The 13,614-nt window shown below is 41.7% G+C and carries 11 protein-coding genes; 3 read left to right on the plus strand and 8 right to left on the minus strand.

Features of this window, described 5'->3' with window-relative positions; all coding sequences use genetic code 11:
* Nucleotides 1-692: 692 nt before the first annotated feature.
* The 3 genes from VGE44_RS01945 (at nucleotide 693) to VGE44_RS01955 (ending at nucleotide 5,097) form a co-directional block, all read left to right on the plus strand.
* Entirely contained in the window at nucleotides 693-1,946 is a 1,254-nt protein-coding gene (locus tag VGE44_RS01945; RefSeq protein ID WP_331076079.1) for a HAMP domain-containing sensor histidine kinase, read from the plus strand.
* A gap of 359 nt (nucleotides 1,947-2,305) precedes the next feature.
* Entirely contained in the window at nucleotides 2,306-3,211 is a 906-nt protein-coding gene (locus tag VGE44_RS01950) for an EamA family transporter (protein ID WP_331076080.1), read from the plus strand.
* Nucleotides 3,212-3,549: 338 nt separating this feature from the next.
* Nucleotides 3,550-5,097, plus strand: a complete 1,548-nt coding sequence (locus VGE44_RS01955) for a bifunctional GNAT family N-acetyltransferase/carbon-nitrogen hydrolase family protein (protein ID WP_331076081.1) — start codon at nucleotides 3,550-3,552, stop codon at nucleotides 5,095-5,097.
* 353 nt (nucleotides 5,098-5,450) lie between these two features.
* Here the strand turns inward: VGE44_RS01955 and VGE44_RS01960 are convergent, their stop codons facing one another.
* From VGE44_RS01960 to VGE44_RS01995, 8 genes are all read right to left on the minus strand, one after another.
* Complete coding sequence (locus VGE44_RS01960) at nucleotides 5,451-6,701, minus strand: dipeptidase (RefSeq protein WP_331076082.1); 1,251 nt, start codon at nucleotides 6,699-6,701, stop codon at nucleotides 5,451-5,453.
* A gap of 183 nt (nucleotides 6,702-6,884) precedes the next feature.
* Entirely contained in the window at nucleotides 6,885-8,219 is a 1,335-nt protein-coding gene (locus VGE44_RS01965; protein ID WP_331076083.1) for a hypothetical protein, read from the minus strand.
* 109 nt (nucleotides 8,220-8,328) lie between these two features.
* A complete protein-coding gene (locus VGE44_RS01970; protein WP_331076084.1) occupies nucleotides 8,329-9,696 on the minus strand; it encodes a hypothetical protein in 1,368 nt (455 codons plus the stop codon).
* A gap of 358 nt (nucleotides 9,697-10,054) precedes the next feature.
* On the minus strand, nucleotides 10,055-10,273 hold the full coding sequence (locus VGE44_RS01975) for a helix-turn-helix transcriptional regulator (protein WP_331076085.1): 219 nt from the start codon (nucleotides 10,271-10,273) through the stop codon (nucleotides 10,055-10,057).
* Between the two features lie 3 nt (nucleotides 10,274-10,276).
* Nucleotides 10,277-10,813 carry a DUF2975 domain-containing protein gene (locus tag VGE44_RS01980; protein WP_331076086.1) on the minus strand — a complete coding sequence of 179 codons (537 nt, stop codon included), beginning with the start codon at nucleotides 10,811-10,813 and terminating at the stop codon, nucleotides 10,277-10,279.
* A gap of 211 nt (nucleotides 10,814-11,024) precedes the next feature.
* On the minus strand, nucleotides 11,025-11,276 hold the full coding sequence (locus VGE44_RS01985; RefSeq protein ID WP_331076087.1) for a hypothetical protein: 252 nt from the start codon (nucleotides 11,274-11,276) through the stop codon (nucleotides 11,025-11,027).
* Between the two features lie 67 nt (nucleotides 11,277-11,343).
* A complete protein-coding gene (locus VGE44_RS01990; RefSeq protein WP_331076088.1) occupies nucleotides 11,344-11,916 on the minus strand; it encodes a dihydrofolate reductase family protein in 573 nt (190 codons plus the stop codon).
* 87 nt (nucleotides 11,917-12,003) lie between these two features.
* A complete protein-coding gene (locus VGE44_RS01995) occupies nucleotides 12,004-13,293 on the minus strand; it encodes an MFS transporter (RefSeq protein ID WP_331076089.1) in 1,290 nt (429 codons plus the stop codon).
* Nucleotides 13,294-13,614 lie beyond the last annotated feature (321 nt).

A 13,614-nucleotide genomic window follows, 5' to 3' on the forward strand; every position in this document is an offset into this window, starting at 1 on the left:
GCGAAAGCGGGAACCCCCATAATCATTTGTCAGCGAAAGCGCAATGTCATTAAGTTAAGGGGCAGGAGGTTCTGGCCTTCGCCAGATCCGATTGCTATCGGATGACAATGTATTATTTAAAAAATGGAGGAGATCCTGACTTTCGTCAGGATCGTAATCCTTAACTTAATGACATTGAGCGAAAGCGGGAACCCCCATAACCATTTGTCAGCGAAGGCTGCAACCTCCCTGAACATTAGTTATCTGATTTTATCGGATCTAGCGAAGGCTGGAACCTCTCGAGCCTTAAGAAATATTATCACCGAGGGTGGTCGTACGTAACAAAGCGACACATGCGACCACCTTCGGGGTCGAGAAACGTGATTGCATGGTATTTCTATAAACATCCGACCACCTTCGGGGTCGGCTGGACGGGTTGTAGTCAATCACAAAAAAGCTTGCTGTTGCTTTGAAACACAAATACTGGTGCATTACAGTTATTGGGTTCGATTCCCCAATGGTGCCGTTAGTATGGTGAGACCGCCCCGGGCGCGGTAGTACACCGAACGCGAAAGAGGCGGTAAGTATAAAGACTCTGCTAAAAGTTTTTTGTTTTAATTATAATAGCTGAGATCATATTCTTCCTTTCCTGCTTTATTTTTTTAAATATTATATTTAGAAAATTTTTAACCAAGATGTCAAACCATTATTTTTTGAGGAATAACGAAGCCGGATTTGCGGATAGTTCCTTTATTAAAATAATGAGTACTATTAGTGCTGCTAGCGGTATTATGGCGCTTATCAGTGCATTTTTTGGAAGAGACTCAGTTCCTTATGCCATATCCATGATTGTACTTGGGGGAATTATGGCTTTATCGCTGGTGCTTTGCTACTTTAAAGCTGTAAATCTTGTACGGTACTTTTTACCGCTAAGCACAACCATCTGGATTATTTATTCATGTTTAGCATTTGGAACCAATCTTGGCAATCAAAATTATTTGATTATTGCCCTGATATGTCTGGCAATTTTCAATAAGAGTACCAGGTATAAAATAATTAGTATGCTTATCATACTTGTTGTTGCTGTAATTATTAATTTGCATCAGCAATTTTATCTTCCCTACTTTCCCTTACCCAAAGCAGCACCAGTATTTTATCTTATAAACACCGCAATTCCCTTAATCGGCATTTCTTTTATTTATATCGTAGTTTTTAATAATGCTAAACGATCTGAAAAAATTATACAAGACCAAAAATTAGCCCTTGAGAATTCGATCCTGTTTAAGAACAGGATGCTTACTGTCATTGGGCATGATATGCGTACACCCTTTGTAGATGCAAAAGGGATACTGGAACTTATGGCGGACAACGAACTGACAGAGAACGAAAAGAAAAGCTTAACTGCTGATTTACAGAAAAGCGTTGACCTTTCGCTCGAAACGCTGGATAATATTTTAGCCTGGGCAACACAAACTTACTATGCTGATAATTCTGAAAGTAAGATTAAACCTGAACAGATAGATCTTCATCAGGTGGTTGAAAAAATAAAACTGTTTTTCAATCAGGCGGCTCTGAAGAAAAATATAGTTCTTAAAAACAATATCTCCCCGGCAACAGGCATTGTAGCCGATTTAGAGCAGATTTCATTTGTTATAAGAAATTTAACTGCCAATGCTGTTAAATTTAGCCATAGTAACCAAACCATTATTTTCTCTGCAACAGACGCTGAGGATAAATTGACTTTTTCAGTCAGGGACGAAGGTGTTGGCATGAGCCATGAGGCCTTGAGATCACTTTTCGATATGAACAGGCGAACTACAATGCGCGGTACCGCCAATGAAAAAGGCAGTGGACTCGGATTGGTCTTTTCTAAAGAGCTGATCGCAAATCATCATGGCAAATTATGGATTGAAAGTACATTAGGTAAGGGGACTACCGTTTGTTTTTCTTTGCCCAAATTGAATTAGCTCTGGAATGCCCTTTCTTTGCAGTCCAAAGCCCATAGCCCATAGCCCATAGCCCAAAGCCCAAAGCTCATAGCCCATAGCCCAAAGCTCATAGCCCATAGCCCATAGCCCAAAGCTGATACCTCACCGTAATTCTTCAGATTATTTCAAAAATTTCAATACAGATTCGTAAAGATGGCTACATTTGTCGCTCCTTGTAAACAGGCCTGCCCCACTCGAATCTTACAGACTCAAAAAATGCCGGACTGCTTTAAGGTTTATGTTAACCTGGTCAGTCTATTGGTAAAGGAAACAGGTTTCGGATCAGAATACGGATGATTTAATAAGGAGACTCATCATGCTTACATGTTATTAAAATAATGAACACCATAAATTTACCTCCAAAACATCTTCTATTAGTCTTGCTTATTGTGTTGATTTGGGGTGTTAATTTCGTTGCAGTTTATATCGGACTAAAAACTTTTCCTCCCTTCCTGTTAAGTGCTCTTCGATTTGGCCTTTCGGCCCTGCCATGGGTGTTTTTTATGCCAAGGCCCAAAGGCTCAGTGAAGTTGATTGTATATTATGGTCTCTTTAATTTCGCCTTACAGTTCGGGTTTATCTTTACCGGAATCCATCTCGGAATATCTCCGGGGCTTGCATCACTCGTTCTTCAGATTCAGGTATTTTTTTCAATGGGTCTTGCTTTTTTATTCTTTCACGACCGGCCAAGTCCTTTCAAAATTGCAGGCTCCCTTATTTCTTTCATTGGAATAGGAATTGTAGGATATCATGTTGACGGGGGGAGCACCTTTCTGGGACTGATTCTGATGCTTCTAGCTGCCTTATCATGGGCTGCCGGGAATATGTTCACCAAAAAAATCCATTCTGAATCTCCCCTTGCACTGGTAGTCTGGGGTAATCTGGCAGCCTTTCCGGTGATGGCTCTGGTCTCTTATGTTTTTGAAGGGCCTGAAGTGATTCTTAGTTCGATACAAAATATCTCATGGCCTGCCATAGGAGCGGTACTTTATATCGTTTACTTCTCAACCCATATAGGTTATGGTGCCTGGGGATTTCTGATGAAATCTTATTCTACATCAGTTGTTGTACCTTTTACGCTATTGGTACCGGTGGTAGGATTTATGAGTTCGTCAATATATTTAGGTGAAGAAATACAGTCATGGAAGATTTTAGCGTCTTTATTCATATTGGGTGGATTGGTCTTTGGCTTGCTTGAGAAGCAGGTAAGAGGAATTGTAGCGGGATTTCGGTCGGGGGTCTAGACTTTCTTTCGATGAGATTTGGCCATAAAAACAGCCCATAACAAAAATCGTATCTTTACCATTTAAGCCTTTTCAATAATAATTTAATAGCTGATGTCGCAGGGCTTCAGGGAAATTATATACTGATGTTATGTTAACAATCAAATGACGTTGATGGCATTGAGCAATCAGCCATGGACAATCAGCTTTGTATATAACAAAATATCTATAAGATGAATAATACCCAAATTTGATAACTCATAACTCAATCCCATAGCAAAAACAAATGATCACTTTACATTAAATATTAATATTGGCGGCACACTTCTTAAAAATACCTTATCTGGAATCTTAATAAAATGGATCAAGAAATAAAGAATGAAGACCTTAAAATTGAGTTAAGAACAATCACTAAGGACGATTATATCGGTTTAAAATCTTCGATGGTTGAAGCCTATTCCGACTGGGATGGTGCGTCCTTCTGGAAAGAATCCCACATTAATAAGCTCATTAAAATATTTCCTGAAGGCCAGATTTGTATCCTGGTTAACGGGGCAATAGCGGGTTGTGCCCTTTCTTTAATTGTAGATTACGATCAGTTTGGGGATAATCATACCTATACACAAATTACCGGAAATTCAACTTTTTCTACTCATAATCCCAAAGGTGATGTACTCTATGGTATCGACTTTTTTGTGCATCCGAATTTTCGCGGTATGCGTATCGGCAGAAGATTGTACGACGCACGCAAGGAAATCTGTGAGCGGCATAACCTAAGGGCCATTATAGCGGGCGGACGAATTCCCAATTATAAAAATTTCGCCAGCACATTAAATCCAAAGGAATATATTGAAAAAGTTAAGGGTAAAGAAATACATGATCCCACTTTGTCATTTCAGCTTGCCAATGATTTTCACGTTCTGAAGATCTTAAAGGGTTATCTGCCAGGTGATACTGAATCCCTTGAATTCGCTTCTTTACTCGAATGGAATAATATTTATTATCAGGAAGAAGATGTTCATATAAATTCTAAAAAATCTGTCGTGCGCCTTGGCCTGGTTCAATGGCAAATGAGGCCTTTCCCTAATTTGGAATCCCTATGTGAGCAGATCGAGTTTTTTGTGGATGTTGTGAGTGATTATCAAAGCGACTTCATTATGTTCCCTGAACTTTTTAATGCGCCTTTGATGACCGCCTATAATCATTTAAGCGGGGCAGAAGCAATGAGGGAGATTGCCAAGAGCACCATTCCTTTGCGCGATAAGTTTTTGGAATATGCCATCAGCTATAACATAAATATTATTACCGGAAGCATGCCCTATCTGGAAGATGGAGTCCTGAAGAATGTAGGATTTCTTTGTCGCCGGGATGGTTCTTATGAGATGTACCAGAAGATTCACCTCACCCCGGCCGAAAAAAGTGCATGGGGTATGGCAGGAGGGGATATGTTGAATACCTATGATACCGATTGCGGTAAAATCGGAGTCCTGATTTGTTATGATGTAGAGTTTCCGGAGCTACCCCGTTTATTGGCCGATCAGGGCATGCAGATCTTGTTTGTGCCCTTTATGACCGACACGCAAAACGGATACACCCGGGTACGCAGCTGCGCCCAGGCACGTGCTATTGAAAATGAATGTTATGTAGCCATTGCCGGGAGTGTAGGGAATCTTCCCAAAGTACATAACATGGATATCCAGTATGCGCAATCAGCTGTTTTTACCCCCTCTGATTTTTCTTTCCCAAGTAATGGGATAAAAGCTGAAGCTACTCCAAATGCAGAGATGACGCTTATCGCAGATGTGGACGTTGATTTATTGAAAGAGCTTCATAGTTTTGGGGCAGTAAGAAACTTACAGGATAGACGGCATGATATTTATAAAATAATCAATACAACGGGGAAATGAAATACGCAATAGCTTCCAAGCTTTAAGCAGAGGCTGATCTTTGGTTTCTAAAAAGGCGGTTCGGGTTCAGGCTTTTTGCGATAGTGGTAATTAGTATTATAAGTTGAGGTTCTGGCTTTCCCGATTCGATAGTTATCAGATGACCAATCGATTTTACGAGTTTGAGGTCGTGGCTTTCGCCACGATGACAATTCAATTTTAGTAAAAAAGGAGATTCCGGTTCGGAGACCGGAATCTGTTTATTCGCTCACATCAACAAATTATTCCATTTGCTCATTCGCGACTGACGAAATCTCCCTTCCGCTCCCCTATGTGATTTCGTAAGTCTTTACTCCCATTTGCTAACCCGATAGCTATCGGGTCCCCGTCACCTCCTTAATCACCCGCAGCCAGTTCAAGCCCAGAATCTTCTTAATCCTTGTATCACTGTAACCCAGCCTCTGCATCGCCATGGTGATCTGTGGAAAATCACTAATGTCTTTGATTTCACGTGGCAATTCAGGTCCGCCATCCAAATCTGAGCCCAGAGCCATGTGGTCTTCGCCGACTAATTGTACACCATAATCGATCACTTTAGCCAGCTGATCTACATGCATCCAATACTCTTCAGGTATTGTTCCTCTGAAACTCAATGGTACTTCTTTAAGTACTTCTTTATCTACTTCCTCAATGGTCTTTAAAGGAGCAGCCTGTACTGTACCCGGTTTGGTCTCGTTTGATTTTTTCTGCCCTTGCTGCCATTTCCAGTATACAGGATTGTTAAACAGACTACCGAAGTGAATACCAATAACTCCGCCTTTAGCCGCAAGCGCTTTTGCTGCTTCGTCGGTAATACAGCGCGGGTGGGGTACAATGCCGTAAAAACCTCCATGACTGTAGATCAGGGGATGCTTACTGGCTTCCACACTTTGCAGAATTGCATCATTTGAGGCATGGGCTATATTAATTACCATTCCAAGATCATTCATTTCCCGGATGATCTTTCTTCCGAGATCGTTAATGCCGCCCCAGCGACTTACATCGTTGCAGGTATCAATAAATGCATTGGTGGTATTATGTGCCGGAAGCTGTATCGATCTTAGTCCTAAGCGATACAGGGCACGGAGCAGGTTTATATCCCCGTCCATATCCCATGGACCTTCAAGATCGAGGAAAGCCGCCATTTTCCCCTTCTTATTGATGCGCTGGATATCCGAAGCATTAAGTGCCAGTTCAATCTGTGAATGATTCTTTTTGATCTGATCCAGTGCCAGGTTTACTACCCGAAAAGTATTTTTTACTTCAAACCTCCCCGGATAATAGTGCTCAGGAGTATAGACTGAGAAAAACATCGCATCAATACCGCCTTCTCTGGCCCTTGGCAGGTCGACGGTCCCATCGGTATAACGCTGGCCGATATCAGTTCCCATTAACAGCTCGCGGGTCATCACATGTGTATGCCCATCCATCACAAATGCTTTACGATGCAGATCGGGCATTGGTTTGTTCTGAATATTAAAGGGCACATTATTTCCGGCTACCGGAGTAACAAAAAGGGAATCTATTGGAAAACTTCCGGCTAAGGGAAGAAGTGTTAATGTCTTTATCAGGTCTCGACGTTTCATTCGGTAATATGTTTAATACTATTTATTGGATCAAAGAGTAAAGAACAAGGAATAAGGACAAATTCACCTCCTTGTTAATTAATCCTTACACTTTTCTCTTTCTATTGGTCTGTTATCAGAACAAATGGTCTAATCTCAGGACAAGACATCATTGTCCTTGTTCCTTAATCTTTACTCCTTACTCTATTGATCGAATCCCCGAATATACGGTCTTGCCGGTGGTCGCTCACCTTTGTTAAATTGTGCTCCCCGGGTTGGACGATAAGTCATATTCAGGAATGGGGTTTCAACGCGGCGCCCGACCGGAGAGTATTTGCTTCCTACCCAGTTTGATTCCATATAGTGGTTTGTAATCCCAGTAGTAAGAAGCAGCCGTTCGGCATTGAATGGTTCTTTTTTGGTCAGCATCATCTCTACGATCCAGTGTGGCTGGGCGTTTGAGGCATGATACTGGTCGAATGGACCCGGGAAGTTAAGTAAAGAGACAATCGTTGGTTCATTTTGCCCTTCAATCTCACCGGCGTAGGTCCATCCGGCTAAGGGAACACCAATGATCGCTGCCTTCGTTCCATCATTGTATTCAATTACACAAATATTAGTTCTTGGATTTGCCTGATAGTTCTCCGGCTTTAATTCCAGTCTTTTGGCTACCGCTTCCAGTAGATTAGCTGCCCAGCTGTTGCGTTCCACCCACTTCCATGATTCAGATCCGCGGATGGATTGAATCGACTTCACGCCGGTCTCGCCGCCCTTACGTCGCTCAACGAAAGCATGAAGCAATTCGATGCAATGAAAAATAGCACCCTCGTCCGGAGCAGCTCCAACCACGATCGAGTGCTTTATTGGGGTATCGTTCTCCAGTTCTATTTCGGGTTTGCGGTAGTATACGGGAAGCAGGGAACCTCCTGTCAAAGGAAAGCCCAGTTCGCGGGATTTGTCAAACATCCACTTTGCATCATCCCAGTTGTAGGAGAGGTGTTTGTCATTAAAGACAGGTACTGAGCGTTTACTTTGTTCAAAAACACGGATGACCTGGTTGTATAACCACCAGCGCGGCAGGAGCCAATGTCCTTTAAGATCAGTGGCATAATCGCCGTGTTCTCCGACGATGACCACGCCATCCACTGCAAGTTCCTTACCACCAAGTGTCAAAGCTTCAGCAACCGATTTGAAGACCGGAAAACCTTTTGCTTTAGCAACCTTTTGTCCAAGCAGGCTGGTATCATGCTGGTGCAGGTATAGCGATACAACTTCAACACGGGAGGGATGGTAAGCACCCTGCCACCAATAACCATCAATCAGCTTGTTTACCAGCCAGTCGGCATGTGATCGCGTAGCTCCCCAAAAGGTAGCCAGAACAGCAATCCGTGGTTTTCTCTGCTGAGTCTGTCCAATAGCATTGCCAGAGATGCCCGTTAGAGCCGCTAAACCGGCTATGCCACCTATTTCCAGCATTTCACGGCGGGTAAAGCTTGGATTCAAGTCTATAATTTCATTTATTGGAAGGTCTGACTTCATAACTGCAATTTTATTTCGTGTCTTTATTCTTTACTTTTCTCGTCTCTTTCATCTCATAGCTCATAGCTCACATCTCATAGCTCACATCTCATATCTCACATCTCATAGCTCATTGATCAAACCCTCTGATATACGGCCTTGCCGGTGGTCTCTCACCCTTGCTGAACTGTGCACCCCTGGTTGAGCGATACCTGATGTTCAGTGCCGGTGTTTCAAGGCGGCGTCCGACTGGAGAGTACTTGCTGCCTTCCCAGTTCGATTCCATATAGAAGTTTGTAATCCCTGTCGACAATAAGAGTCGTTCGGCATTGAATGGTTCTTTTTTGGTCACCATCATTTCTGTGATCCAATGCGGTTGAGCATTAGAAGCATGATATTGATCGTACGGACCAGCCCAGCCCAGCATCGAGATGATCGTTGGTTCATTTTGACCTGCAATTTCACCAGCGTAAGTCCATCCCACACCACGGCCACCAATTACGGCCGCTTTTGTTCCGTCATTATAGTCGATTACACAGATATTTGTTTGAGGGCTCTCCTGGAAATATCCTGGCTTAAAGTCAAATCTTTTTGCGACAGCATCAAGCAAATTGCCGGCCCATGGATTACGCTCGACCCATTTCCAGGCTTCTGGTCCGCGGATGGATTGTATTGACTTTACACCCGATTCGCCGCCCTTGCGGCGCTCAACAAAGCATTGAAGCACGTCAATAGCATGGAAAATACCGCCCTCATCTCCGGCACCTCCAATTACAATTGAATTTTTAATTGGGGTATCGATAGCGATCTCTATTTCTGGCTTGCGGTAATAGACCGGTATGGAAGATCCTCCTGTTAATGGGAAGTTCAGCTCCCGTGATTTGTCAAACATCCATTTCGCATCATCCCAGTTATAAGAGAGGTGCTTGTCGTTAAAGACCGGAACAGAGCGTTTACTTTGTTCAAAAACCCTTACTACCTGCTGATAGATCCACCAGCGCGGCAGTAGCCAGTGCCCTCTGAGGTCTGTGGCATATTCTCCGTGTTCTGCTACGATGACCACGCCATCCACTGCAAGTTCCTTGCCTCCCAGTGTCAGGGCCTCTGCTACTGTTTTAAAGACCGGAATACCTTTGGCTTTGGCCACTTTCTGGCCCAATAAACTTGCGTCATGTTGATGTATATAAACAGATACAACATCTACCCGTGAAGGAGTGTAGGCACCATCCCACCAATAGCCATCAATCAGTTTATTTACGATCCAGTCGGCATGTGATCTCGTGTATGCCCAATAGCTGGCAAGAACGGCAATACGGGGCCGTGCTTGTGCAGTCTTTCCAAAAGCGGAGGTCGAGAGGCCTGTAAGAGCCGTTAAACCTGCTATGCCCGTAATTCCGAGCATTTGACGTCGGGTGAAATGAGGATTTGCATCCATAATTTCAGTGATTGGGAAGGAATCTGCAGCTCCTGTTGCAATTTTCGATTGTTTCTTTGCCATAAGGTTTTATTTCTTGTTTAGGAGTAAATATTATGCCCTGTCATTTAGTCTATATCCGGAAACTAAATTAGCAATTATTCAATGATTAGAAATGAATTAATGGCCTGGTATGTAACAAATCAGTTGATGGAGTTAGAGGTTTTATCTTTATGGATTTGTCCGCCCTGTACGTAGAATTTCCATCGATTACTAGAATTGGTTTTTTAGAACAACTTTGATTATTAGACTCATCAGATGACTTGGAGTCATCTGATGAGTTTAATAGCTGTTGTACAGTTTAGCGCAGCGCCTCTATGGATTTTTAAATGATGAGGATTCTTCCGACTCCTCTAATTTCCGATTTGGTTAAAAATCAATATTATACTCCCTTATCCTCATCTATGTATTCCAAAATATCACCGGGCTGACAATCCAGGGCTTTACAAATCGCGTCTAAAGTGCTGAAACGGATTGCTTTTGCCTTTCCGGTTTTTAATATTGAAAGATTGGATAATGTCAGATCGACTCTTTCGGAAAGTTCATTCAGAGATATTTTTCTCTTTGCCATGATCACATCCAGGTTTACAATGATTGGCATAGATTATACAGTTAAGTCGTTTTCGTTTTGGATTTCAATTCCCCTTTTAATAATGGTCGCAATAATATAGATTATCGCCGACATCAGAATAAAGGCTTCACTGTCGGCCCAAAACTGGTCCAGAATATCAATTTCATACCCCTGCTGAAGCAAATTTTTGGCTGTATGTTGAGCTAAGGAACTTAATAATCCTATGGAAAGCGTAAAGTAACTGATTTGAGTAATTTGTTTTGAAACAAAACTGTTGAATGGTTTTGCCAGATCCAGTTTGCTTACAAGCAGGATGACAATATAAAATAAATATGCTTTCAAAAGCGAGATGGCCAGGATAAAGGTGTACATATTGAAATAATCCCATTTGCTGCGGGTATACATTTCACTTAAGTCGAGCTTTTGATATAAATTTTGGACAAATTCAGGTTTATACAGGCTGAATATAAAATTAACTATCAGGCCTCCGGCTTCAATACACAAACCAACGAAGATGATCCATGCCACAATAGTCAGGAATATAAATATGTAGTTGTTTTTCTTTTCCATCTTTTAAGAAGTTTAAATTAATACCCCAAGATAATAATTATTTATTGATAAACAATAAATATACATTAATTATCGATTAAAATAAATTCCTTTAATTGAGATTAAAATGCTTTCGCTGGTTGGTGGTTCTCATAATTTGAGTACAAAATGTGATGATGATAGAACCGCCTGATGGAGTAATTTCAATAAGAATTCAATCTTGAACCTCTGTTTATTTTAAATTGCGCTCCTTTAAAATAATTTCTAATTCCTGATTATTATAGTTCGACTTATTAACCAATTTATACGCTAAGAACAGAGGGATTAGTGTCAGCAATCCTAAAGTGTTTTTCACAACACTATAAATTATAATACCTGCCAGAAAGCCAATTAATACAGCATTCATTATGGAATTGGATTTCATTTTCTTTGCTTCCTGCAATAATTCTTCGTCGCTTAGTTCTGAGAGTTTTCTTTCCGCCATTTTTTTATGGTATTTATTGAATTATATCGTCATTATTGTCTTTTCTTAAGCTTTAATCTTTCAGCATTTAGTTTTGGGCTTTCCCGTAATGCATCGCAATCACTCCACAAGCAAATGTTTTCGTTTCTATAAGATTCAGCTTAATAGTTTCCTTAATCCCTTTGAATAGGGGAATACCCTGTCCCAGTAAGATCGGATTAACAAATAACCAAAATTCGTCAATCAGATCCTCACTTAATAATGAATGGGAAGCCGTCGGACTTCCAAAGATCAATATATTCTTCCCTTGCTGATTTTTAATTTTATTTATGTTGTCAGCGAGCTTATCACTGATTATTATGGTGTTGTCAAGTCCCTTTTCACTGATTGTCCTTGATAAAACAACTTTGGGAACTTTCTTGTACCAGGCCGCATGTTCTATGTCGTGTTTTGATGCATTTGGATGATCAGCTGCAGTGGGCCAGTAACTTTCCATTAATTGATAAGTTACCCTTCCGTAAAGTGCGGTGTCAGCTTGGTCTGTCATAGTTGCAACAAAGTCAAAGATCTCATCATCTAATTTTGCCCAGTTCAATTCTCCCTTAGGTCCTGCTACAAAACCATCAAGTGAGGTGTGCATAAAAAAAATTAAATTTCTCATGTTGTTATTTGTTAATGCTATTTATTTACTCGTTTCATTGTCTGTTCACTGGCTATGGCTTTTAGCTTTAAGCTTTCCGCTTTTAGCTTAATCCTCCCTCATCATCTTTCTCGATCCCAGCAAAGCCAGCAGTGTAAGTCCCGCGGCAATGGTCAAATAATATCCCACATAGGCAAGTCCGTAGTTCTGTGCCAGGGTGGTGGCTAAATATGGGGTTAGGGAAGCACCCAAAATCCCCGCAAGAGTAAAGGCAAGTGAAGCTCCTGTATAACGCACAGGCGCCGGAAAAATTCCTGCCAGTGCAGTGCCTATTGGTCCGTAGCTAAGGCCCATCAGGAACATGCCCAGCGACAGAAAAACTCCTGTAAGAAATAAGTTGTCTGAGATAAATATGAAAGCGAAGAATATTCCGAATAACATGATCCCGATCGTTGCTGCAATCAGCATTTCATTGCGTCCATATTTATCTGCCAGCCAGGCTGATAGGGGAATGCCCAATCCGAAGAACAGCATAGAGATCATTTGTAGAATCAGGAAATCACTTTTAGTGTAATTCAGTGCTGTTGTACCCCAGCTCAGTGTAAATACGGTCATTAAATAGAACAGGAGGAAGGTGGTGATCGTAGCCAGGGTACCCAGAGTAATGGCTTTGGTATGTTTAACAAACACATCTTTAACAGGCATTTTTGATTGCTGCTTATTATCGACGATCTTCATAAAATCTGGTGTTTCGGTAATTTTTAAACGCACATAGAGGCCTACAAATACAAGCAATGCACTTGCAATAAATGGTATGCGCCAGCCGTAGTTAATGAAGTCGCTATCATTCATAGTTCTGCTTAATATAAAAAATGATCCGGTAGATAAAAGGAAGCCAATTGGTGCGCCTAATTGCGGAAACATTCCATACCAGGCCTTTTTGTGCGGAGGGGCATTTTCTGTCGCCAGTAAAACCGCGCCTCCCCATTCACCGCCCAGGCCTAAACCCTGACCGAAACGAAATACGGCCAGTAATATCGGGGCTGCAATTCCTATAGAGGCATAGCCCGGCAGGAGGCCGATAGCGACAGTGGATGGTCCCATTGTCATTAGCGCAGCAACAAGCGTTGCTTTACGTCCTTTACGGTCGCCGAAATGCCCAAATAGTGCTGCACCCAGGGGTCTTGCAAAAAAGGCCAGAGCAAATGTAGCCAGCGACTCGAGTGTAGCGATAGCAGGATCAGAAGCCGAGAAAAATAATTTTGGAAAGACCAGCACCGCGGCAGTGGCATAAATGTAAAAATCGAAAAACTCAATTGTGGTGCCGATGAGGCTCGCTGCTAAAATACGGCGTACCGGATTCGCTGGGGTAGTTGGCTGGGTCATAGACTCAAACATAGGAAATTTGAGTTTATTTTTAACTGCCCTCAAATTGTTCAAAAATTTGGTTTTATGGTAAATTGGGGATTAATTCATTATCAAAAGCGAGTCAAAAGACTCTTTTTTATTGTATAATCCGTAGAGATTCTGCGCTAAAACGGTATAACAGCTACTAAACTCATCTGATGACTCCAAGTCACTAGTGTCCGGGGAAAGTTTTTATTAAGGTTTAGCCCGGCAGCAGAATTGAAACTCTTGCCATATTTAGGAAAGAGGGTATTTTATTAATGATTGTTTATTTTAATCTCGGGTATAGGCGTATCGCTCAATAGGGCCCGC

This window comes from Daejeonella sp. (assembly GCF_036405355.1).
In the GTDB taxonomy this organism is placed as follows: Bacteria; Bacteroidota; Bacteroidia; order Sphingobacteriales; family Sphingobacteriaceae; genus Daejeonella.